This window comes from Chitinilyticum piscinae (assembly GCF_015223195.1).
GTDB classification, from domain to species: Bacteria; Pseudomonadota; Gammaproteobacteria; order Burkholderiales; family Chitinibacteraceae; genus Chitinilyticum; species Chitinilyticum piscinae.
Genome location: NZ_JADFUA010000001.1, coordinates 787,894 through 810,445, shown reverse-complemented (window position 1 = coordinate 810,445; position 22,552 = coordinate 787,894). Strand labels below are relative to the sequence as shown.

Sequence of the window (22,552 nt, the reverse complement as noted above, 5' to 3'; positions counted from 1 at the left end):
CTCAGTCCTCCCCCTCGGTATCAAGCGCCAGTTGCGTTCCGGACAATTGCAGCACCTCGGCCAAGGCACCATTGATGATGCGTGGTGCGAGCTTCGAGTAATCAAGCATCAAATCAAGCAAGGGCCCCTCGTAAATCATCTTGTTGCGGCGAACCACAAAGCCCAGCTTGGCCAGTTGCCCAAGGTTCATCGCAAAACGCGCCTTGCCGCCGAGCTTCTTGCCGAAATCGGCGTAGATCGCGTCTTCCGGCACACCACTGGAGACTTCCTCCCCATGCGTGATCGGCTTGTCCGCGCCGAACAGGTCCGATTGCGTATCGCCCACCTGCGCCGCGCGCGCAATCTGGCGCTCGCGCTTGGGCAGGATAATCAGCGCCCACACCACCACCAGCAGTGCAATCGCATCGCGCGGCAGGCCCATATTGTTCGACAGCCAGTTCTCGCCCTCGCCGAACACCCAGTCTTCCATTTCGGGCTTCAGGCCGATGGCGATGTATTGCGCGTAAGGGTTCTCCAGCAACTGCATGCCGCAGTCGTCCAGCCGGCGCTCAAGCCCTTCACGGAAGGTCTCGTCGACCAGCGCGCGCCGCGCCAGCGGGTCGCTGCGCGGGATAAAGCGTTGCGCCAGCAATTTGGCCAGCAGGATATTCAATGCCTGATCCATGGGGGTCTCAAAACGGTCGCAGCCGCCCGCGGGTCATCGCGGCGACGGCGGGGTGATCGAGGGTTTCGACGCTGGCATCGAGCTCCAGCGCGAAGGGCAGGCGCACGATGTCGGCGACCACCGAATTTTCCAGCGCCACTTCGGCGTCGCCTAAGAGCGACAGCAGCGAGAGGCGGTAAACGGTTTCTTCGTAGGTATCAGCCAGTACAGCCTTTGAAATAGTTACCTCTGAGGCAATACCCTGCAAGTCAGTATAAAAGGCATCGGCGGCGAGCAGCTGTTCGGCTTCGACTTCGCCGACCTCCAGGGCCGCCTGCGAGGCCGGCAGTGCCATGAGCTCGTGGCTGTCGCGCTCGCGTTCCAGCAGCTCGAATTCGGTGATGTCGAGCAGTACGTCGGACACCACGCAGCTGGGCTCGGGGTGGAAGCTCAGCAGATCACGCCCCAGATTGGCCAGCGTGTCCTGGCTCTGGTTGCGCAGCCAGTCGGCGATATTGCTAGACGTCAGCCCCGATTCGCCCAGATGCACGCGCTGCGCAGCCAGTTCGTTCAGGCGCCGGTGGAACACGCTGGTGAGGCGCAGCATGCGCGCCTGCGCCAGCGCGATCGCCTGCGCCACCTGATGCTCGGCGTAGCCGGTATGTTCGTCTTCGAGCACGCTGCGGATGATTTCGGTGCCCTTTTCGACCCAGCGCCAGACGCTATCAAGCTGCTTGCGCGCGGCCTTGATCTGGAATTCGGATTGCGATTCGAGCGCAGCCTCGAAATCGGAGTGCAATTCGTTGAGGCGCGCCAGCAGGTGCTGCAGCGCGTCGGGCGCCACATCGCCGACAGACTGACCGGCCGCCACCTGCGCGGTGAGGTAACCGAGCTCGGCATCCTCCTCGGCAAACTGGGTCAGGCTGGAAATGGCGGCCAGCACGACGCGGCCGGTGGTCGACAGGCTGTAAAGCTGGTCGTCACTGTCCCACACCAGGAGGCCGTCCTTGCTGAAACGCTTGAGCACGGTTTCGAGCTTGGTCGCGTTCAGATAGGCGAAATGGTTGAGCAACTCCTGGCTGGACCAGCGCGGCGCAGCGGCGCGCAGACCGATTTCGCGCAGCACTAGAATGCGCAGCAGCACCTCGTCCTCGCCACCACGAAACAGCGTGATGAAGGCCGACAACAGGCCGCGCGCGCCCAGCAGGGCGCTGAGCGCGGGAATGTCGGCGGGCGCGAGGCCGGGCGCGAGCAGATCGGCAAGGTCGTGGGAATCGGACATGACTGGCAGTACTACAGACGGAGCGCGATTCTAACCTGTCGCAGCGCTGAACGACTATGGCCGCAGAGCAGCGCGCCGAAATGACAACGGCCGGGCAAGCCCGGCCGCTGGTCTGCTCAGTTATGCGCTTACTTGCCCGATGCGATGCGGGTTTCGACGTTCTTGGCACGATCTGCCGAGGCCGGATGCGAGCTCATCAGGCTGTGATCGTTGCCGCTGAGCTTTTCCAGCTTGCGAAACGCACTGGCCAGCGCTTCGCGATTGAGGTTTTTCTTGGTCAGCAGATCGAAGCTGAAGTTGTCGGCATCCAGTTCCTGCGATTGGGAGAACTGTGCGTTGATCAGATTCTCGGTCAGCAAGCCCAGATCGGATTTGCTCAGTTCCTGGATGTTCTTGTTGCCGAAAGTACCCGCAGCACTGCGAGCGGCGGCAGTGGCATACGCCATCTGATAGGCCTTCTTGGTGTGGCCCAGCGCCACGTGGCCCATTTCATGCCCCAGTACACCGATCACTTCGTCATCGGTCATCATATCCATCAAGCCGCTGTATACCCGGATGCAGCCGTTGGCCATTGCCCAGGCGTTCACTTCATTGGTCTCGTACACCTTGTAATTCACAGGAATACCGTTGATCTCATTGCCCATTTTCTTGCTGATAACAGCCAGACGCTTGCCATATTTGCTCTTGTCGCTGGCGATCCGGTTACCCAGATCGCTTTCCTGGCACGCCGCATCCGCCATGGCGCGGGCGTCAGCATCACTGAACGTGGCCGCCTTGACTGCAGAATCAACGGTGTCCTTGGAGCCGACCAGCTTGTTCAGGTCGAGCGCCGAAGCAGAGCCGGCGACGAGAACCACGGACAGCAGCATTGCTTGAAGCTTGGATTGCACGGTTTTTCCTTTGTACATGTTATTGGCGGACGCAAAATACCACACCCGCAATTTTTGAGTAAGCATTTCAAAGCGAATTGCAAGCCTTGCCGTGATCGATTTCACACTATCGCCGACAAGGTGTCAGCCTCAGGGCCAGCCAAGCGGCAGCCCGCCCCGATCATCCCCAGGCAGGCCGGAAATATCCGCATGGCGCCAAGAAAAGTCGTCGCCTTTCAGCCGTAACGCCACACATTGCACCCGCTGCAAGGTAGAATGATGGCGAATTGCATTACACACCCGCCCATGAGTTACCTTTCCCCCGAATTCGCACTGGCCTTTACCGCTTTTCTCTTGCTCTACTGGGGATTGCAACGCTGGGTTCAGCCACAGAAATGGCTGCTACTGGCGGCCAGTTATCTCTTTTATGGCTTGCTCGACTGGCGTTTCGCGCTGATCCTGTTTCTCTACAGCGGCGTGGTCATGCTGTGCGTACAAGGCATGGCCAGGTCACAGACTTATCGCCGGCACTGGACTGCCGGCGGCATCGCGGCCTCGGTCGTCAATCTGGCCGTATTCAAGTACTACGATTTTTTCCGCGATCAGATGCAGACCCTGATGGATGGCTTGCATCTTGGCTGGGTACTGCCACCGCTTGATATCCTGATGCCGGTCGGCATTTCCTTTTACACCTTCCAGGCCATTGCCTATCTCGTCAGTGTGGCCAAAGGCAAATACGTGCCGGCCAAGCCCCTGGACACCCTGCTGTATCTGTCATTCTTTCCTTCCTTGCTGGCCGGTCCGATCTGCCGTCCGGAAGGCCTGCTCAAGCAATTGCAAAGCACCGAAACCCGTCACGTCCGCGAAGCCGATCTGGCGCTGGTGCTGCTCATTTCCGCGCTGACCAAGAAAATCTGGCTGGCCAGCTGGCTGGCCGATGCCTGGGTTACCCCGCTGTTCGCCAATCCGGATGCCTATCACGGGCTGGAACTGCTGCTGGGCATGTATGCCTACGCGCTGCAGATCTATTTTGATTTCAGCGGCTACACCGAACTGGTGATCGCACTGGCACTGCTGCTGGGTTACCAGCTGCCGCAGAATTTCAACCAGCCCTATCTGGCGACCAGCCTGCGCGATTTCTGGCGGCGCTGGCATATCACGCTGTCGAGCTGGATCCGTGATTTCGTCTATATCCCGCTGGGTGGCAGCCGGGCCGGCTGGGGGCGCACGCAGCTCAATCTGTTCAGTGCCATGGTGATCAGCGGTCTCTGGCATGGCGCAAGCATCAAGTATCTGTTCTGGGGCGCCCTGCACGGTGGCGGCATGGTGGTGCAGAATGCCTGGGACGAACTGCAGCGCCGCCGCGCAACGCCGTGGCACATGCCGGAGTGGCTGGCCATGGTCATCACCTTTCATTTTGTCTGCATCGCCTGGGTCTATTTCCGCGCCGACAGCGCCTGGGATGCGACCCACTATCTGGCGAGTCTGGGCCATTTTTCGCCGCGCCTGCAACTGAACGTCCTGGGTGGATTTGCCTTTGTTGCCGCCTGCTTCGTCTTCTGGCGCTACAGCAGCCGCTTGCGCGACCGGCTGCTGGCCGGCCTTCGCCGCCTGCCCTGGTACATCAAGCCACTGCCGCTGGCCGGGCTGGTGCAGGGCATCATCATGCTCGCCCCCAGCGGGGTGCCCGCCTTTATCTACTATCAGTATTGATCGAACCGGTTTCTCGCGATGCAAGCCACTACCGCCCCCTCCAACGTGCCCCCCTTCCAGATCGTGCTCACCCTGATCGGCACGCTGCTGCTGATCGTGTGGCTGCGGCATACGGCGCTGGATACCTACTGGCAGCAGACCCGCCACCGCGAAAGCGGGCTGGCCCCCTTCTCGCAAAGCCCGCTCGGCCAGATGGGCAGCGAAATCAATCAGGAAATGGAAGAGCCCTTCCTCAGCCTTGCCGGCTGGCTGGATTCCGCCAGCACCCGCATGGTCACCGCCGCGAATATCCTGCTGCATGGTCCGGTCAGTACCCCATCGACCCTGCCATCTCTTGCCATGAGCTCGGCTCTGCCCGCGAGCGTCTCATCCGTCGGCCGCAGCGCGCTGGCCATCAATATGGCGCAGTACGCCCATGGCCAGCCCGTCTCGCCTGCACTGGTCGGCGGACGTCGCAGCAACGACGGCAAGATCGTTCTCACACAGAAAGACAAGGTCCTGTTCATCGGCGATTCGATGATGCAGGGCGTGGCGCCGCTGGCCATCCGCACCTTGCAGCGCGAATACGGCATCGCCAGCGTTGACGCCAGCAAGCAGAGTACCGGCCTGACCTATCCCGGCTATTTCGACTGGCCCAAGACAGTCAAAACACTGGTGCCGCAGCACGGCATTACGACCCTGGTGGTCTTCCTTGGCGCCAACGATACCTGGGACATGATTCTGGACGGCAAGTACGAGCGCTTCGGCACGGCCCGCTGGCAAAGTGAATACGAAGCACGCATTGCCGACATCCTGCAGTACGCGCAGAACAACAAGGTCGAGGTGGTCTGGCTGGGCGCCCCCGCCATGGGCAAGGACAAGATCAATGCCGGTGTGCCGACTCTGAACCAGCTTTTCGAGCGGGAAACACTGGAGCGGCACGCGCGTTTCGTACCGACCCAGGACATCGTCGGCAGCGGACCGGCCTACAACAAATACCGCATGGAAGGTGAGCGCAAGGTCGCCATGCGTACCGACGACGGCGTGCACTTCACCCGCGCCGGCCAGCAAAAACTCGCCGACGCCATTCTCGCGCAGTTCCAGCTGCCAGCCGCTGCGGAGGCGCAATGATCCGGCACTGGCTGCTGGCAGCCACCTTCCTCGCCGGGCCGCTGCACGCGGCCGAAATCATCGATTATGGCGACCTGAATGCCCAGCGCGTCTGGCGCCAGTTTGCCGCGCTGGAATCCGGCAACGGCAGCGACACGGTACGCATTCTGCAACTGGGGGATTCGCACACCGCCGGCGAATACTTCACCCATGCAATCCGCGAACGCCTGCAGGCTCGCTTCGGCGATGCCGGCTACGGCTGGCTGACACCGGGTTATGTGACCAACCAGCGCTCGGCGCTGGTCTTCCAGCGCATGAAGGGCGACTGGCAGACGCAGATCAGCCGCAGCACATACAGCCCCGGTGATTTTCCGGTCGGCGGGATCATCAACCGCCCGGCTCCCGGTGCGGAAATCGAAATCGCCCCGAAGACGCCGCTGGCAGACGGCCTGTGGCGCCTGTCGGTCTGGACACGCAGCAGTCCGGCAGCAGGTGGCTGGACCGTGACACTGCCCAATGGCGAAACGCGGGATCTGCCTCCGCGCAGCAAGGCGGGCTGGGATGAATACAATGTGATGTTCAGCCCGTGGGCCGCTACCCCGATCCGGCTGCGCAATGATGGCAACGGCAGCGAGTTGGGCGGACTGGTGCTCGACCGGCTCAACCCCGGTGTCAGCTACGACAGCCTGGGCATTGTCGGTGCGCAGGTGCGCGTGCTGCAAAACTGGAATCCGGAGCTGCTGCAGGAACAGCTGCGCTGGCGCAAACCCGATCTGATCGTGCTGGCCTACGGCACCAACGAAGCCTTCGACCCCAAATTCGTCGATGTCACTTACCGAGCCGAGTTGCGCTCGGCGGTGCGCATGCTCAAGCGCGGCGCTCCGGAAGCGGCCATCCTGCTGGTCGGTGCCCCCAGCTCGGCCAAGAAGGGGGGCGGTGTCGCCGCAGGCTGCGAGCAGTACGGTCTGGCGCCCAATCTCTTGCGCGTGCAACAGATCCAGCGCGAAATCGCCAATCAGGAACACCTGCTGTACTGGGACTGGGCTGACGCCATGGGCGGCAATTGCGCCATCCAGAACTGGGCCAGCCGCAATCCGCCACTGGCGCGCCCGGATCTGGTTCACCTCTCGCCGGAAGGCTACGAGCAGAGCGGTGTTGCGCTGTATGACGCCATGATGCGGCTGTATGGCCAGAAGAAGCTGGCAGCCACCACTAATACCGGCAAGCGTATGTAGCTCAAAGCCATACAAATTCCAGCCTACCGGAGCATACACAAATGCAGGCACACCCAATTCTGAGCATCTATCTCTACGGCTGGCTGCTGGTGTGTGCTCTGGCACTGATTCTGGCATGTAGCCAGCGGAGGGCGCTGGCCCGGCGCCATGCCGGTTACATGCGGTTTATCCTGCAGCGCTGGAAGTGGCTGAGCGCGGCACTGGCCACGACCAGCTTCGTACTGATCGCCCCCTACACCGGCGATCCGACCTGGGATTACGCCGATGCACTGTTCATGTCGGTGCTTACCTTCCTTTCCGCACCATGGGCCGTCGGCATACTTTGGCGAGCCTGCCGGCGCCAGGCTGTGGCAATGGACGTCTTTCTCGCAGTGGTGTGCTGGCTGTTCAGCGCCTCGTGGAGCTATGACGGCTATCTGGTACTGCGTGATGGCGACTACCCGGAAACCTGGCTATCCAACCTCTACCTGTCCTCACTGCTGTATTGCTCGGCCGGAATACTGTGGAATCTGTGCCATGACGCCGGTCGCGGCCTGCATTTCGCCTTTGTCCGTCCGGACTGGCTGGCCAGCCCTGCCGCACCGTTTTCCCGTTTGCTGTGGCTGGCCTTGCCACTGATGCTGCTGGCCGGTGCGATGATTGCCTACTTTCCGCTCACTTATCTCTAATTTGAATATACAAATTCGATTAAAGTATTTATTTGCATATAAGGTGGCGCGTTAGCATTCCGGCTGTACTCCAATAGCACCGCAGCCACTCATGAAAATCCGCCCCATCCAGCACAGCGACAACGCCGTCAACCGCGAACACGCCGCACTCGGCATCCCGCCCAGCGACGCCGACCGCATTGCCACGCCGCGCTGGCGCAGCATGCCGGTGCTGCTACTGGGGACCCTGGTACTGCTGGCCGGGCTGGTCTACACGATCGGGCACCTGGATACCGCGAGCCAGTCGCAGTTTGCCGGCGTGGCGCAGCGTGTTCTGACCTCGCCGGAATTCTGGGCCGCCGTGGCCGTCGGGTTTGCCGCGCAGGCCATCGACGGCGCACTGGGCATGGCCTACGGCATCAGCTCGACCACCTTCCTGATCGGCACCGGCGCAAGTCCGGCCGCCGCCTCGGCCGCCGTGCACATTGCCGAAGTCTTCACCACCGGCTTTTCCGGTGCCTCGCATTTCAAGCTCGGCAACGTCGACAAAAAGCTGTTCCGCCGCCTGGTCATCCCCGGTGTGATCGGCGGGGTGGCTGGCGCATATCTGTTGACCAGCATCGACGGCAAGCTGCTCAAGCCCTTTATTGCCGCCTACCTGCTGATCCTGGGTCTGGTCATCCTGCGCAAGGCCTTTCTGGGCAGTCGCCCGCGCCCGCAGGGCGAGCTCAAGCATGTCAGCAAGCTGGCGCTCACCGGCGGTTTTGTCGATGCCGTCGGCGGCGGTGGCTGGGGGCCGGTTGTGACCTCCACGCTCGTTGGCCGCGGCAATGACCCGCGCACCACCATCGGCTCGGTCAACGCCGCTGAATTCTTCATCGCGCTGGCCACCGGCGGTGCCTTCCTGCTGTGGGCCGAAGTCGACCACTGGATTCTGATCGCGGGCCTGATTTTCGGCGGGCTGTTTGCCGCCCCCTTCGCCGCCGTCCTGGTGAAAAAGCTCTCGACCCGCACGCTGCTGTGGCTGGTCGGCAGCCTGATCAGCCTCCTGAGCTGCTACAACCTCTACAAGGCACTGGCCTGACCGGCTCGCCTTAAAGGGCTATAATTGCGCCAAGGCAGGCTGGTGTGCACCAGCCTGTTTTGCATTCTCCCTCCGCTTTGCAAGGCAGCCCGCATGGACCACGAAACCCTCCGTCTTTCCAAATACATGGCCGAACTGGGCCTGTGTTCCCGCAGCGAGGCCGACCGCCTGATCGAGACCGGCCGCGTCATGGTCGACGGCAAGGTCGTCGACACGCTGGGCAGCCGCGTCAAGCGCGGGCAGAAAGTCACCCTCTCGGAAGAAGTGCGGCAGAATCAGCCCGACAGTGTCACACTGATTCTGAACAAGCCTGCCGGCATCGATATGGCCGGAGAAAAATGGCTGGACGAAGCGCGTCCGCTGCTGGGCAAATCGCGCCAGTCACCCTCGGACCAGAGCGGTATCTACCCGCTGCGTCGCCACCTGGACCAGCAGCACCTGCCGGCCGCACTGGCCGAAGCAGCCACCGGGCTTGTGGTGCTCACACAGGACAAGCATCTGGCGGATCGCATCCGCAAGGATTGCGAGCTGGAATACCTGCTCTGGGTCGAGGAAGCGGTCACCCCCGAGCAGATCAGCAAGCTGGAAAAGACCGCCCGCTTTCGTGAGGTCCCGCTCAAGGGCTTCAAGGCCTCGCGCCAGAGCGAACAGCAGATCCGTATCGTGCTGCGCAATCCGCCTGCGCTGTGGCTGGGCGAACTCGCCGAAGCAGCGGGGCTGACGCTGACTGCCGTCAAACGCATCCGCATCGGCCGCCTGGCACTGGGCCCGCTGGAATCGGGCAAGTGGCGGTATGTGGGCTCCAGCGAGCGCATCTGAAATCCGCGATTTTTCGGCTTGTCAGTCATGGCAAGTCGCCATCCGCTTGCTACGATGCAATACCGCTACCCGAGGGATTGCACCGATGAAGATCCGCTACGATTTCGAGGTAAACGCCTCTGCCGAAGCACTGTTTGCCCTCACTCAGGACTATGCGTTAAGAGCCAGGTGGGATCCGCTCACCAAAGAGGCCTATCTGGTCGATGCCAGTGAACCATGCGCAGGCGCACTGGTTCGCTGCACGGCACACAACGGACTGTCGATGGATACGGTTTATGTATCCTACAAACCCAACGCCGTGGCAGCCGTGAAGCTGGTCAAGGGGCCTTACGTATTTGACCAGTTTGCCGGCGGCTGGCAATTCCGGGAGATTTCGCCGAATCGAACCATGGTTCGGTTCAGTTACCATCTCACCACCAAACCGAAATGGTTGTCCTGGCTGCTGACGCCGGTACTCGGCTATCAGTTCAAGCGCGAAACCAGAAAGCGCATCCGTGCGCTGACCGACTATGCCGAGCAGCATTATGCGGCGAAGGCGTGACCCACGCGGCATGACCAGCCTGGAAATGCGCGGGGCACCAGCGCGAAGGAACATCCGATGCAATCGCTGTATTCAAGAATGGGAAATTGATTAATGAAGGGCTATTGGATCGTCCGTGCCGATGTCACCGACATGGCGCGTTTTCGCGAGTACGCTGCGCAAACCCCGGAGATTCTCGCCAGCTTCGGCGGCCGCTTTCTGGCGCGCGCCGGGCAGTTCGAATGCGTCGAAGGCAGTACGCGCAGCCGCAATTCCATTATCGAGTTTCCGAGCTACGCGCAGGCGCAGGCCTGCTGGGCCTCTCCGGCGTATCAGGCCGCACGCGAATTGCGGCTCGGCGCAGGGGAGCTGGATATCGTGATTGTCGAAGGGCTGGGTGACAACTGATATACCCAACACCCTATCAGCTTAAATAAGCCGTTCGATATAGCCCTTACGATCATACCCATGAAACAACTGGAAACTGCGGTTTCCCCCGATCTGCACGGCAGCATGCTCTCCCTATAATGCGCAGTGATATTCATTCGGACAGTTTGGTCCCGGGAGCAGCGCATGCGTTACGACTTTGCCAGTGACAACACCGCCGGCATCTGCCCCGAGGCGCTCGAGGCGCTGCTGGCCGCGGATCGCGGTTGCCAGGCCTCCTATGGCATGGATGACTGGACCGCCCAGGCCAGCGACGCAATCCGCCAGGCGTTCGCCTGCCCGCAGGCCGAGGTGTTTTTTGTCTTCAACGGCACGGCGGCCAATTCGCTGGCACTGGCGTCGCTGTGCCAGAGTTATCACAGCGTGATCTGCCACGAGCAGGCGCACGTCGAGACCGACGAGTGCGGCGGGCCGGAGTTCTTCTCCAACGGCACCAAGCTGCTGCTGGGGCGCGGCGCCAACGGCAAGCTCGACGCCAATGAAATCGACCGGCTGGTCGCACGGCGCAGCGATATCCACTACCCCAAACCCAAGGTGGTGACGCTGACGCAATCCACCGAAAGCGGCACCGTCTACACGCCAGCCGAGCTGCGCGAAGTCTGCGCGCATGCCAAACGGCTGGGGCTGCACACGCACATGGATGGCGCTCGCTTTGCCAATGCTCTGGCCAGCCTGGGCTGCAGCCCAGCCGAGCTGAGCTGGCGAGCCGGCATCGAGGTGATGTCGCTGGGCGGCACCAAACAGGGCATGCCGGTGGGCGAAGCGATTGTCTTTTTCGAACCGACACTGGCCGAGGATTTCGCCTACCGCTGCAAACAGGCCGGGCAACTGGCCTCCAAAATGCGCTACCTGTCCGCCCCATGGGTCGGCATGCTGCAAGAGGGAGTGTGGCTCAGGCATGCGGCACATGCCAACGCGATGGCGACGCGACTGGCCGAGGGCTTGCGCCAGATCCCCGGCATCGAACTGCTGTTCCCGGTCGAGGCCAACGCGGTGTTCGCCAGAATCGACGGCCGCGTACAGGAACGCCTGAAGGCCAGGGGCTGGGTGTTCTATGGCTTCATCAATGAGAGCGGCGCACGCTTCGTCAGCTCATGGGCCACGCAGCCCGACGATGTCGACGCCTTGTTGCAGGCGCTGCGCGAGGCCATCATCGAAACCATGGCGGCACCGAGCGTGCGCTGATCTGAGGCACTGGCCTCTGCAGCCTTTCGGCCACCAAAGGCAAAACCGCATCGCCTATTGCTGACTTAGTGCGTAATATATGCTTTTCCCGTGCGGTAAAGCCATGCTTCGTTTCTGCCTCGCCTTTTTTTCCTGCTGTCTGGCCACGCTGGCCAGTGCCGATGAAATCGAAACGCTGAATATCATCCGTCGCGAAACCGGCATTCCCGTTCTGCAAGCGGATCCCGCGCTCACCAAGGCCGCTCAGGCTCATGCCGATTATCTGGCTGCCCTCCCCGGTGCGGGGCATGGCGAAAGTGCCGGACAAACCGGCTTTACCGGCACCACGCCCACGGCGCGCTGCAAGGCACAGGGAGACAGCGGGGGCTGCTGGGAGGTGCTGTATGAATCGGCCAGTGCCAACCCGCTTGCGGCGCTGCGTGCCCTGCTGAAAGGTCCGCTGCATCGCAACGTACTGCTCGACCCCGGCATGCAGCGCATCGGGCTGGGCTCTGCCCGACTGGCAGATGGCTCGCGGACCGTTGTGATCACAACCGGCAAGACCAGCCTCCCACGCAAAGAGGCACTGCTGGCACACTGGCCACTTGCGGCCGGTCCCTTGCAGGCCTTCAGCCCGCAGTTTGCCAGCCACGAAGAAAACCCGAGCCCGTTGCCCGATGGCGTCGCGAAAAGCGGTTATATTCTCTCGCTGCACGCTAACGCCGTACTGGAAATCGGCGAATGGCTGCTGCTGGATCAACAGGGCAAACCGGTCAGCAGTCGCCAGCTACCCACCCAGGAAAACAACTGGGCCATGCTGATGCCCAATCAGCCGCTGCATCCCGGGACGCGCTACGATGTCCGCTTCAGCGGAACACTGGCAGGCCAGCCAGTCACACGCAACTGGTCGTTCCAGACACTGGCGCGGGTTGCTGCCACGCTTGGCAGCGCAACACCAGGGCAAAGTGCACAACGCCTGCCCGGCATCGGCGACCAGCTGACCATCGATCTGGATTCGCTTTCTGGCAAAATCAGCTACGCGGCCAACTGTTTCCACATCGAGCGTGTTGATGGTGCACGACTCTCCATGACCTATACTGGCGAACTGAAATACGGGCCGGAATGCTGGGTGAGAATCGATGACGACGAATATGGCAATGCACGTCAGCTGATCCAGCTTGGTCCGCCGGGCAGCTAGGCAACCAGTGACCAAACACAGACGCATGTCTGTGACACCCCGAGCGGATATCATCGGGTTATTCGCATCCACGGCCTTGCCGCGACCCTCTGCTACACCGTATTGAAGAGGCTCATATGATTCTAGTAACCGGCGGTGCCGGCTTTATTGGCGGGAATTTTGTGCTGGACTGGCTTGCCGGCAGCAATGAACCCGTCATCAATCTGGACAAGCTGACCTACGCCGGCAATCTGGACACCCTCAAGTCCGTACAGGGCGACGCGCGCCATCACTTTATCCAGGGTGATATCGGTGATCGCACACTGGTCGACGCATTGCTAAGCCAGCACAGGCCGCGTGCAGTGATCAACTTTGCGGCGGAATCCCATGTAGACCGCTCGATCCATGGCCCCGGCGAATTTATCCAGACGAATGTGCTCGGGATATTCAACCTGCTTGAGAGCGTACGCGGCTACTGGAGTAACTTATCCGCTACCGAACAGGCCGCCTTCCGCTTCCTGCATGTTTCCACGGATGAAGTCTATGGCACCCTGAGGGCAAGTGATCCTGCGTTTGCCGAAACCAACCGCTACGAACCGAACAGCCCGTACTCGGCATCCAAAGCAGCAAGCGACCACCTGGTGCGCGCATGGCATCACACCTACGGTCTGCCGGTACTCACGACCAACTGCTCGAACAACTACGGACCCTATCATTTCCCGGAAAAACTGATCCCGCTGATCATCCTGAATGCGCTGGCCGGCAAGACACTCCCCATCTACGGCGATGGCCAGCAGATCCGCGACTGGCTGTTCGTGAAGGATCATTGCTCTGCCATCCGGCGCGTGCTGGAAGCAGGCTGCTGCGGCGAAACCTACAATGTCGGCGGCTGGAACGAAAAGACCAATCTGGAAGTGGTACAGACCATCTGTGCCCTGCTTGATGAATTGCGCCCGCGCCAGGACGGCAGGGCCTATGCCGCACAGATCTCGTTTGTGGCCGACCGGCCCGGACACGATCGCCGCTATGCCATCGATGCCGGCAAGCTGCAACGCGAGCTCGGCTGGAAACCGGCCGAGACCTTCGAGTCCGGTATCCGCAAGACAGTGCAATGGTATCTGGACAATCACGACTGGATCGCCAACGTTACCTCCGGAGCCTATCGCGACTGGATCAACACCCAGTACGGAGCCTGAGCATGCAGAACGCGACCATCCTGCTAACCGGAAGCAGCGGACAAGTCGGTTTCGAGCTGCAGCGCAGCCTCTCCGTGCTTGGCCGAATTGAAGCACCGGACCGCAAGACCTTCGACCTTGGGTGCCCCGACTCCTTGCGGGCAATACTGGACCAGATCCGGCCAGACATTATCGTCAATCCGGCGGCGTATACTGCGGTGGACAAGGCGGAAACCGACATTGCAACCGCAATTGCCGTCAACACCACAGCTCCAGCGGTACTGGCTGAATGGGCAGCAGAGCATGACGCCCTACTGGTACATTTCTCAACCGATTATGTCTTCGATGGCGGCAAAACAGGCTGCTATGTAGAGCATGATTCCTGTAACCCCCTGTCGGTGTATGGCCGCAGCAAGCTGGGCGGAGAAGCAGCAATCAGCGCCAGCGGCTGCCGCCAGCTGATTTTCCGCACCAGCTGGGTGTATGGTGCTCATGGCAACAATTTTCTCAAGACCATGCTGCGACTAATGCGCGAACGCGACGAGCTTCGCGTTGTCGCCGACCAGTTCGGTGCGCCAACATCTGCTGCACTGCTGGCTGACGTCACGGCACAGATTCTCGGACACTATCTGCGCGAAGGCCGTCCTGAGCTTTTCCCGTATGGCCTGTATCATCTGGCCGCCAGCGGCGAGACCAGTTGGCATGGGTATGCGCACACAATCAACCGTTTATGCAAGATTCACGCTTATATATTGCAATGTATGCCGGATTCAATCATTCCCATACCGAGCAGTGCCTATCCACTCCCCGCACCCCGACCAAGCAACTCCCGGCTGGATACAAGCAAGCTCCGCACCACCTTCGGCCTGCAACTCCCCCACTGGGAGCTGGGCGTCACCCAGGTGATTGCTTTGCTCACCAACAGATAGAACAAGGACTACCGGATGACACAGCGCAAAGGCATCATTCTGGCAGGGGGCTCAGGCACCCGCCTGTACCCCGCTACAATCGCAGTCAGCAAACAGCTGCTGCCGATTTATGACAAGCCGATGATCTACTACCCGCTCTGCACGCTGATGCTGGCGGGGATTCGCGAGATTCTGGTCATCTCAACCCCGCAGGATACGCCCCGCTTTGAACAGTTGCTGGGTGACGGCAGCCAGTGGGGCATTTCCCTGAGTTACGCCATCCAGCCCAGCCCGGATGGACTGGCACAGGCCTTCCTGATCGGCGAATCGTTTATTGGCAACGACAATGTCGCCCTGGTACTTGGGGACAATATTTTCTACGGTCACGACTTCGCGCAATTGCTGCAGCATGCGGCCGGCAAGGCAAGAGGCGCCACGGTTTTCGCCTACCACGTCAATGATCCGGAACGTTACGGTGTTGTCGAATTCGACCGGCAGGGGCGGGCCCTGTCCATCGAAGAGAAGCCCGCCATCCCGAAGTCGAACTACGCCATAACCGGGCTGTATTTCTACGACAACACGGTCATTGATGTTGCCAGAAGCATCAAGCCATCAAGCCGTGGTGAACTGGAAATTACCGATGTGAATGTGGCCTATCTGCAGAGCGGTCAACTGGATGTCCAGACCATGGGGCGTGGCTACGCTTGGCTGGATACCGGCACCCATGAATCCATGCTGGAAGCCAGCCTTTTCATCCAGACCATCGAACAACGCCAAGGGCTCAAGGTTGCCTCCCCAGAAGAGGTTGCCTACCGCCAACAATGGATTACTTCCCCACAGTTGGAGTCTCTTGCACAGCCCCTGAAAAAGACCAGCTACGGCCGCTATCTACTGCAACTGGCTAGCGAGAGCTAGCATATAAACCATGATCGTTACTCCCACCAGCATTCCTGACGTCCTGATTATCGAACCGCGTGTTTTTGGTGATGATCGAGGGTTTTTCTTCGAGAGTTTCAATCAGCAGCGCTTTGACGAAGCCATCAGCCGCAGAGTCCACTTCGTGCAGGATAACCATTCCCGCTCCAACCGGAATGTTTTGCGCGGTCTGCATTATCAGTTGCCGCCACACCCGCAGGGAAAGCTGGTACGTTGCGTGCAGGGAGAGGTCTTTGATGTGGCGGTGGATTTGCGTCGGAATTCATCCACCTTCGGGAAATGGGTTGGCACCCTGCTGTCCGCCGAAAACAAACGACAGCTATGGATCCCGGAAGGATTTGCGCATGGTTTTCAGGTCGTCAGCGAGACGGCAGAGTTTCTTTATAAGACGACCGACTTCTGGCACCCCGAACTCGAACGTTCGCTGCGCTGGAACGACCCCGAACTCGCCATCGCCTGGCCCTTGGCAGAGCAACCGATTCTGGCCACCAAAGACGCGCAGGCCCCGCTACTGGCGAACGCCGAATTCTGAGGCGCCATTGACAGCAAAAAGGCCTGCAAATGCAGGCCTTTTTGCTGTCAGGCAAAGCTATCAGGCTTCGCCGATCTCGCCTTCTTCGTCGTCTTCGACTTCGTCCTCGAACACCACCTTGCGGCGGGCAGCCAGTTCGGCATCTTCAGCGGCCTTGCGGGCGTCTTCCAGTTCGCGCAGTTTGGCGCGCGCGGCATCCAGATAATCGGCAATCGCGTAGGTCAGCTCGCGGCAGCCCTCGCCCGTCATGCCGGAAATCGTGAACAGGCGTGGGCGGTTGGGATCAAACTCAGCGAATTCGCTGTCATCCCCCGCCTGCCAGCCATAGCTCTCCAGGAAAGCCGCCACACGCGCAGCGCGCTCGTCGTCCGGAATCATGTCCAGCTTGTTGAGCACCAGCCAGCGCGGCTTGTTGTAGAGCTCTTCGTCGTACTTGCGCAGTTCTTCGACAATTGCACGCGCCTCGGCAACCGGGTCAACGCCTTCATCAAAGGGGGCCAGATCTACCAGATGCAACAAAATGCCAGTACGCTGCAGGTGCTTCAGGAAACGGTGGCCAAGGCCTGCGCCTTCGGAAGCGCCTTCGATCAGCCCCGGAATGTCGGCGATCACAAAGCTGCGCGAATCATCGATGCGCACCACGCCCAGATTGGGGTGCAGCGTGGTGAAGGGATAATCGGCAACCTTGGGTTTGGCGGCCGACACAGCGCGAATGAAGGTGGACTTGCCCGCATTTGGCATGCCCAGCAGGCCGATATCGGCCAGTACCTTCAACTCCAGCTTCAGCTCGCGGCGTTCGCCCTCCAGCCCCGGCGTGGTCTGGCGCGGTGCACGGTTGGTCGAAGACTTGAAGTGCAGGTTGCCAAAGCCGCCATTGCCGCCCTTGGCGATGCAAATGCGTTCGCCATTCTTGGTCAGATCAGCGACCAGCTCGCCGGTTTCGTTATCAGTGATGACGGTGCCCACCGGCATGCGCAGCTCGATGTCTTCACCACCCGCACCGTAACGATCGGATCCCTTGCCCGATTCACCGTCGGCCGCCTTGTACTTCTTGACGAAGCGGTATTCAACCAGCGTATTGATGCCCTCGTCAGCCACGGCCCAGACCGAGCCCCCCTTGCCGCCGTCTCCGCCATCGGGGCCGCCGCGGGGAATGTATTTTTCACGGCGCATGCTGGCCGAACCATTGCCGCCCTTGCCGGCGATCACTTCGATGCGTGCTTCGTCGATGAATTTCATGCTGTCGCCTCACTTGCCCAGCCGGTTTACCCCATGCTGCCGCGCAGAACGGCATCGGGTAACACGGCTATGCGTTTGCCTGGTCATTTGCCTGATAAGGATTGCCAGATCAGAAACTAAAAAAGCCCCATCTCGAAAGACAGGGCTTTTCGACATCGGGAAAAGCGCGATTTACGCTTCTTCGCCGGTGTACGGAGTTACGGTCACGGTGCGACGCTTTTGCGCGCCCTTGACGGCGTAGCTCACATAACCATCAACCAGTGCAAACAGGGTGTGGTCCTTGCCCATGCCGACGTTGTCGCCAGCGTGGAATTCGGTACCGCGCTGACGCACGATGATGGAACCTGCCGGAATCAGCTCGCCGCCGTATACCTTGATACCCAGGCGTTTGGCTTCCGAATCACGGCCGTTGCGGGAACTACCGCCAGCTTTCTTGTGTGCCATGTTTTAGCTCCTGAAGATTACTTTACGATCGCGTCGATGCGGATTTCGGTGTAGTTCTGGCGATGGCCCTGACGCTTCATGTAGTGCTTGCGGCGACGCATCTTGAAGATGCGAACCTTTTCACCACGACCGTGGGAAACCACAGTTGCCTTGATGGCGGCGCCGGCTACTACCGGGGTACCAATCACTACTGCGTCACCGTCTGCCACCATCAAAACTTCATTCAGTTCGATCTGGCTGTCGATGTCTGCAGCAATCTGTTCTACTTTAAGTTTTTCGCCGACAGCAACTTTGTACTGCTTGCCACCGGTTTTTACGACTGCATACATAACAAGCTCCGTTAAGAGTCACCTTTAAACGCCATCCGGCAAGCGGATAGCGGTCTCCCAGAAAGCGGGAAGCCCGCAAATTTACGCCTCTCCTCCAATCACGTCAAGCACTTATGTTGCATCACCGTCGGCAAGACGTGCGCGCCGCGGGCGGCAAACGCCCCTTTCTGGTAGAATCGCGCGCTTTAGCAACCGCATTTCAGGCTGCCCCTGTTTGCCGCCTGCGAGGAAACACCCTGTGACGATGGAGTTCGTAAAATCCGTTCTGGCGAGTGAAATGCCGGAGGTTGACCAGCTGATCCGCACGCGCCTGCATTCCGATGTCGTGCTGGTGCGCCAGGTTGCCGAATACATCGTCAGTTCCGGCGGCAAGCGCCTGCGCCCGGTACTGGTGCTGCTGGCCGCGCGGGCACTGGGCTACCAGGGTGAGCAGCATCGCGAACTGGCCGCCGTCATCGAATTCATCCACACCGCCACCCTGCTGCACGATGACGTGGTCGACGAATCCAGCCTGCGCCGCGGCCGCGATACTGCAAATGCACTGTTCGGCAATGCGGCCAGCGTACTGGTCGGTGATTTTCTCTACAGCCGCGCCTTCCAGATGATGGTCGGATGCGACTCGATGCGCATCCTGTCGGTTGTGGCCGACGCCACCAACATCATCGCTGAAGGCGAAGTCCTGCAACTGATGAATATCGGCAATACCGACATCGATGAAGATGGCTACCTGCAGGTCATCCGCTACAAGACCGCCAAGCTGTTCGAGGCCGCCGCCCGGCTGGGCGCCATCATCAGTGGCGCCGACGAAACCACCGAAGCCGCTCTGGCAGCCTACGGCATGCATCTGGGGACCGCGTTCCAGATCATTGACGATGTACTGGATTACAGCGGGGATGCCGCGGAGATCGGCAAAAACCTGGGGGACGACCTTTCGGAGGGCAAACCAACTCTCCCGCTGATTCACGTGATGCGCCACGGGGAAGTGGCGGCCGCCGAAACCGTACGCACGGCCCTGCGCGAAGCCAGTCGCGACCATTTCGATGCCGTGCTGGCAGCCGTTCAGCGCAGCGGCGCGCTGGACTATGCCCGCGACGTCGCCACGGCCGAATCGGCACGCGCCACCGCAGCGCTTGCCGGCCTGCCGGACAACGATTTCACCCGCGCGCTGCACGCCCTGGCCAAAATCGCCGTCGATCGTCAGCATTGATTTTTCAGGGGAAAGCACCGGCCGTCATAAATCTTCAAAAAAGATGCTTGACACCATGGGCAGTCCTTACCATAATGCAGCCCTCAAGTCGCAAGACGAGAGAAACGGAGTGTAGCTTAGCCTGGTAGAGCGCTACGTTCGGGACGTAGAGGCCGGAGGTTCGAATCCTCTCACTCCGACCAGATTCAAAAGCCAAGGATCACTGATCCTTGGCTTTTTTGCTTTTCAGGCTGCCCATCCGGCAAAGACACCCCAACTCCAGAGTGCCCCTGCCGGCCATCGCCAGCTGAATTCGTCTTATTCGGCCGCCACGGCAGAAGCCTCTTCCGCCGCCTGTGCGGCTTCCGCAGCGCGCTGCGCAGCCTCCTCTTCCTGAGCGGCTTTTTCCGCAGCTGCATCACGGCGGGCGTCCGCCTCGGCCAGCGAAATACACCCCTGCGGCAATTTGCCGTCCTCGTAACCCGAGGCCTCGCACTGCCAGGTCACCACCCCCTTGTCACTCTGTGACGGCACATATTCGAGCTTCTTGTCCTGCAAGGCCCGCTGCGTAAAAATCACCTCCAGAATGCCATTCTCCGGATTGACCGTGATCTGAAAGTCCTTGCCATGCGCGGAAACAAAACCGGCTTCGGCCAGCGTTTGCGGCACGCTTTGATGCTGCTGGTAGTACGCTTCGATCGCCTGCGCAGCACTGCGCATCTCGTTCAGCGCCGCATGCGTCACCGCCTTGTTGCGGTACTCGGAATAGGCGGGAATCGCGATAGCCGCGAGAATACCCACCACTGCAACCAGCACGAAGCCGATCACCACCACGGCGATGGCAATCACGGCACCGTTGCTGCCCTCCCGTCTGCGCACGACGATCGCGTCGGCCATCAGATCATGCAGCGCCTGTTTGCGTTGCGTGAATGGCTGCATCAAAAAACCCACCAAGAGCAAAGCTGCCGATAGCAGCTTGCCAAAATAGCGGCCAGAGGCCCGGGCAAAACTCAACGATTCGCCATCCGGACGCTGCACGGCCAGTCCAAGCCAGCGCTTGCCCAGCGTCGCCTGCTGCGGGCCGGACTCCAGCTTGGCATAGTAGAGCCAGGGCACGATCAGCCCGATGACAAAGCCCAGCACGCCCCCCACCATCGATGCCGCCTCGCCAGCCCCGCCGAGCCCCATGGCAACCCCGACGGCAAAGCCCATTACCAGTGAGATGGCCATGGCAACAACCGTCGTGATCAGATTATCGATGAAATGCGCTGCAAAGCGTTCCCAGAAACCGGCATAACCAAAGTGCTCAGTTTCCTGCGCTGGAGGTAGATCTTGCGCGATCGCTGTCGCTGGCGAAACCCCATAGGGATTGTGCTCGTTCACCCCCGGCGCTACGGACGCCTCGGGCAGCTTCCCGCCACAGCGGGAACAGAAGCGCGCCTGATTATCGTTTTGCTGACCACACTGCGGACAGAACATGAAGAAACCTCGAATTTGCTGACAAATAATGCAGCTATTTTGCCAGCAAATATCGGACCACTGTCATTTCTATGCAGGAAAACTTACGCAAGCGCAGACTAGCGGGGTATGCGCTGCAAACCTTTTCCTATCAATGATTACGAGGCTATACATGCTTGCGCATAATCGGGATGGCCAGTGTTCCACCCGCCGAACCCTGCGCACTGAAGCGATGGAACTCCAGATGCGGGCGACGGCTATCCATGGTCCAGTCCGGGTGGCGATCCAGCCAGTCCTCATACATCCAGCGCATCCACGGCATCTCACCCTCCCAGTCCAGACAGGCGTAGCGTCCGCCCGGCAGCAGGTATTCGTGGGTCATGGCCGGGGCTGCCACTGGCTGCGGCTCCACCAGCCCGAATTCATAGATGAAATCGGCGCGCCCGGTAAAACCGGGGTCGTCGAGAAAACTGCCGACAAACAAGGCCCCGTCATCCAGCCCACCTGCCTGCTGGCACTCGGCGGTATATTCTTCACAGGCCTGCACCAGCTCATAGCCCAGCCGCCCCACCATCTGCCGCGACAGCGTTCGCATCATCGGCAACTGGCGCACCGTGATCCGGCTGGCCAGCGTGGCACGCAAGCCCGGCTGACGCTCCAGCTGCGCCTCGAAATCGGCATGCTGCTCGCGGATATCCGGGGTGTAGCTGGCCACCTGGCGCAGCATGTAATCATGCCAGCCGCCCTTGCGCCACGTCCGCGGGCTCATGCCGAAATGCTGCTGGAAAGCGCGCGAGAAATTGGCCTGATTGCTGTAGCCGCAATCATGGGCAATCTCGCCGATCGGGCACTCCGGCTCATGCCGCAGGCGGTGAGCGGCCCGCATCAGCCGGCGCCGGCGCACGTGCTCAGCCGGGGAAATGCCACGGTAGCGCAGAAAAATCCGGTCGAAATGATAAGGCGAATAGCAGGCCACGCCGGCCAGCTCGTCCAGCGACATGGACTCGCCCAGCCGGCCATCAATGTGCGTGAGTACCCGGAACAGGCGGGTCAGGCGGTAGCGTGAGGCATCATTCATGCCGCACAGTTTACCGTAGCCGTGTGCCGCCGCGCAGCCTCACGGCAGCTGCAAGCCTGCCCGCGCCGCGCTCCGGCACACGCTGCCGAAAAACCAGTGCAATGCATGGCATCACGGATGCGCCATAAACGATGGCGATACCCTGTTAGCTCGCGAGCGGCGCAACCATGACACCGACCAGAATCAGGGCAAAATACAACAGGGAGCACACGAGTCCGATATAGCCGAGAATCAGCCCCGCCATGGCCATGCCATCACCCAGCACCTGCCCGTCGCCCTTGCGGATTTCGCTGCGGGCCAGATGCCCGCAGACCACCGCAACGATGCTGCCAAGACAGCAGCAGAACAGCTGCAGAATCCCCGCAACCAGGCTGATGATGGCCAGCGTCGAATTGCGTGCGCCCTGCAGTTGCCCGCTGCGCACATGCTGCGTTGCGTGCGATACGGCATACGGGTTGGCCTCGGCAGCCACATCATGCAGCTTGCTGCCACAACTGGCACAGAACAGCGCTTCGGGTGCGTTGGCCGCCCCGCATCGCGGACAATACGTCATAGGAAATCCTGGACAAAGGCATGTC

24 protein-coding genes and 1 tRNA gene are annotated in these 22,552 nt (G+C 60.6%); 16 read left to right on the top strand and 9 right to left on the bottom strand.

Features of this window, described 5'->3' with window-relative positions:
* Window position 1: 1 nt before the first annotated feature.
* The 3 genes from INR99_RS03730 to INR99_RS03720 all read right to left on the bottom strand — a co-directional run bounded on the left by INR99_RS03730 (window position 2) and on the right by INR99_RS03720 (window position 2,794).
* Window positions 2-664, bottom strand: coding sequence for a hypothetical protein (locus INR99_RS03730; protein WP_194114934.1), 663 nt, complete (start codon window positions 662-664; stop codon window positions 2-4).
* A gap of 7 nt (window positions 665-671) precedes the next feature.
* The gene (locus tag INR99_RS03725) at window positions 672-1,925 is read right to left on the bottom strand and encodes a hypothetical protein (RefSeq protein WP_194114933.1); all 1,254 of its coding nucleotides are present in this window, start codon (window positions 1,923-1,925) and stop codon (window positions 672-674) included.
* Window positions 1,926-2,053: 128 nt separating this feature from the next.
* Window positions 2,054-2,794, bottom strand: coding sequence for a M48 family metalloprotease (locus INR99_RS03720; RefSeq protein WP_194114932.1), 741 nt, complete (start codon window positions 2,792-2,794; stop codon window positions 2,054-2,056).
* Between the two features lie 306 nt (window positions 2,795-3,100).
* Between INR99_RS03720 and INR99_RS03715 the strand changes: the two genes are divergently transcribed.
* The 14 genes from INR99_RS03715 to rfbC all read left to right on the top strand — a co-directional run bounded on the left by INR99_RS03715 (window position 3,101) and on the right by rfbC (window position 16,240).
* A complete protein-coding gene (locus INR99_RS03715; protein WP_194114931.1) occupies window positions 3,101-4,507 on the top strand; it encodes an MBOAT family O-acyltransferase in 1,407 nt (468 codons plus the stop codon).
* 18 nt (window positions 4,508-4,525) lie between these two features.
* On the top strand, window positions 4,526-5,617 hold the full coding sequence (locus tag INR99_RS03710) for an SGNH/GDSL hydrolase family protein (protein WP_194114930.1): 1,092 nt from the start codon (window positions 4,526-4,528) through the stop codon (window positions 5,615-5,617).
* Window positions 5,614-6,831, top strand: a complete 1,218-nt coding sequence (locus INR99_RS03705) for a GDSL-type esterase/lipase family protein (protein ID WP_194114929.1) — start codon at window positions 5,614-5,616, stop codon at window positions 6,829-6,831. Before INR99_RS03710 ends, INR99_RS03705 begins: the two co-directional genes overlap by 4 nt.
* 41 nt (window positions 6,832-6,872) lie before the next feature.
* A complete protein-coding gene (locus INR99_RS03700) occupies window positions 6,873-7,499 on the top strand; it encodes a hypothetical protein (protein WP_194114928.1) in 627 nt (208 codons plus the stop codon).
* Between the two features lie 91 nt (window positions 7,500-7,590).
* Window positions 7,591-8,562, top strand: a complete 972-nt coding sequence (locus INR99_RS03695; protein ID WP_194114927.1) for a sulfite exporter TauE/SafE family protein — start codon at window positions 7,591-7,593, stop codon at window positions 8,560-8,562.
* Between the two features lie 93 nt (window positions 8,563-8,655).
* Entirely contained in the window at window positions 8,656-9,381 is a 726-nt protein-coding gene (locus tag INR99_RS03690; RefSeq protein WP_194114926.1) for a S4 domain-containing protein, read from the top strand.
* A gap of 85 nt (window positions 9,382-9,466) precedes the next feature.
* Window positions 9,467-9,922, top strand: coding sequence for a type II toxin-antitoxin system RatA family toxin (locus INR99_RS03685; protein WP_194114925.1), 456 nt, complete (start codon window positions 9,467-9,469; stop codon window positions 9,920-9,922).
* A 93-nt stretch (window positions 9,923-10,015) separates the two neighbouring features.
* The gene (locus tag INR99_RS03680) at window positions 10,016-10,309 is read left to right on the top strand and encodes a DUF1330 domain-containing protein (RefSeq protein WP_194114924.1); all 294 of its coding nucleotides are present in this window, start codon (window positions 10,016-10,018) and stop codon (window positions 10,307-10,309) included.
* A 165-nt stretch (window positions 10,310-10,474) separates the two neighbouring features.
* On the top strand, window positions 10,475-11,533 hold the full coding sequence (locus tag INR99_RS03675; RefSeq protein ID WP_194114923.1) for a threonine aldolase family protein: 1,059 nt from the start codon (window positions 10,475-10,477) through the stop codon (window positions 11,531-11,533).
* A 103-nt stretch (window positions 11,534-11,636) separates the two neighbouring features.
* Window positions 11,637-12,710, top strand: a complete 1,074-nt coding sequence (locus INR99_RS03670; RefSeq protein WP_194114922.1) for a CAP domain-containing protein — start codon at window positions 11,637-11,639, stop codon at window positions 12,708-12,710.
* Window positions 12,711-12,826: 116 nt separating this feature from the next.
* Complete coding sequence (gene rfbB / locus INR99_RS03665) at window positions 12,827-13,885, top strand: dTDP-glucose 4,6-dehydratase (protein WP_194114921.1); 1,059 nt, start codon at window positions 12,827-12,829, stop codon at window positions 13,883-13,885.
* Between the two features lie 2 nt (window positions 13,886-13,887).
* Window positions 13,888-14,793, top strand: coding sequence for a dTDP-4-dehydrorhamnose reductase (rfbD, locus tag INR99_RS03660; RefSeq protein WP_228098048.1), 906 nt, complete (start codon window positions 13,888-13,890; stop codon window positions 14,791-14,793).
* Between the two features lie 15 nt (window positions 14,794-14,808).
* Window positions 14,809-15,687 (top strand): glucose-1-phosphate thymidylyltransferase RfbA, encoded by an 879-nt coding sequence (rfbA, locus tag INR99_RS03655; RefSeq protein ID WP_194114919.1) that lies wholly within the window; start codon window positions 14,809-14,811, stop codon window positions 15,685-15,687.
* Between the two features lie 10 nt (window positions 15,688-15,697).
* Complete coding sequence (gene rfbC, locus INR99_RS03650) at window positions 15,698-16,240, top strand: dTDP-4-dehydrorhamnose 3,5-epimerase (RefSeq protein WP_194114918.1); 543 nt, start codon at window positions 15,698-15,700, stop codon at window positions 16,238-16,240.
* Between the two features lie 60 nt (window positions 16,241-16,300).
* On the opposite strand, the gene obgE is transcribed toward rfbC, so the two are convergent.
* The 3 genes from obgE to rplU form a co-directional block, all read right to left on the bottom strand.
* Complete coding sequence (gene obgE, locus INR99_RS03645; protein ID WP_194114917.1) at window positions 16,301-17,479, bottom strand: GTPase ObgE; 1,179 nt, start codon at window positions 17,477-17,479, stop codon at window positions 16,301-16,303.
* Between the two features lie 171 nt (window positions 17,480-17,650).
* Window positions 17,651-17,923 carry a 50S ribosomal protein L27 gene (gene rpmA / locus INR99_RS03640; RefSeq protein WP_194114916.1) on the bottom strand — a complete coding sequence of 91 codons (273 nt, stop codon included), beginning with the start codon at window positions 17,921-17,923 and terminating at the stop codon, window positions 17,651-17,653.
* Between the two features lie 17 nt (window positions 17,924-17,940).
* The gene (rplU, locus tag INR99_RS03635; protein WP_194114915.1) at window positions 17,941-18,252 is read right to left on the bottom strand and encodes a 50S ribosomal protein L21; all 312 of its coding nucleotides are present in this window, start codon (window positions 18,250-18,252) and stop codon (window positions 17,941-17,943) included.
* A 244-nt stretch (window positions 18,253-18,496) separates the two neighbouring features.
* On the opposite strand from rplU, the gene ispB reads away from it, so the two are divergent.
* Window positions 18,497-19,459 carry an octaprenyl diphosphate synthase gene (gene ispB, locus INR99_RS03630; protein WP_194114914.1) on the top strand — a complete coding sequence of 321 codons (963 nt, stop codon included), beginning with the start codon at window positions 18,497-18,499 and terminating at the stop codon, window positions 19,457-19,459.
* Window positions 19,460-19,564: 105 nt separating this feature from the next.
* Window positions 19,565-19,641, top strand: a tRNA-Pro gene (locus INR99_RS03625).
* 115 nt (window positions 19,642-19,756) lie between these two features.
* On the opposite strand, the gene INR99_RS03620 is transcribed toward INR99_RS03625, so the two are convergent.
* The 3 genes from INR99_RS03620 to INR99_RS03610 all read right to left on the bottom strand — a co-directional run bounded on the left by INR99_RS03620 (window position 19,757) and on the right by INR99_RS03610 (window position 22,527).
* On the bottom strand, window positions 19,757-20,917 hold the full coding sequence (locus INR99_RS03620) for an RDD family protein (RefSeq protein ID WP_194114913.1): 1,161 nt from the start codon (window positions 20,915-20,917) through the stop codon (window positions 19,757-19,759).
* Between the two features lie 145 nt (window positions 20,918-21,062).
* A complete protein-coding gene (locus INR99_RS03615) occupies window positions 21,063-21,974 on the bottom strand; it encodes a helix-turn-helix domain-containing protein (RefSeq protein WP_194114912.1) in 912 nt (303 codons plus the stop codon).
* Window positions 21,975-22,119: 145 nt separating this feature from the next.
* Window positions 22,120-22,527: a DUF4190 domain-containing protein gene (locus INR99_RS03610; RefSeq protein WP_194114911.1), complete on the bottom strand. Its 408-nt coding sequence runs from the start codon at window positions 22,525-22,527 to the stop codon at window positions 22,120-22,122.
* Window positions 22,528-22,552 lie beyond the last annotated feature (25 nt).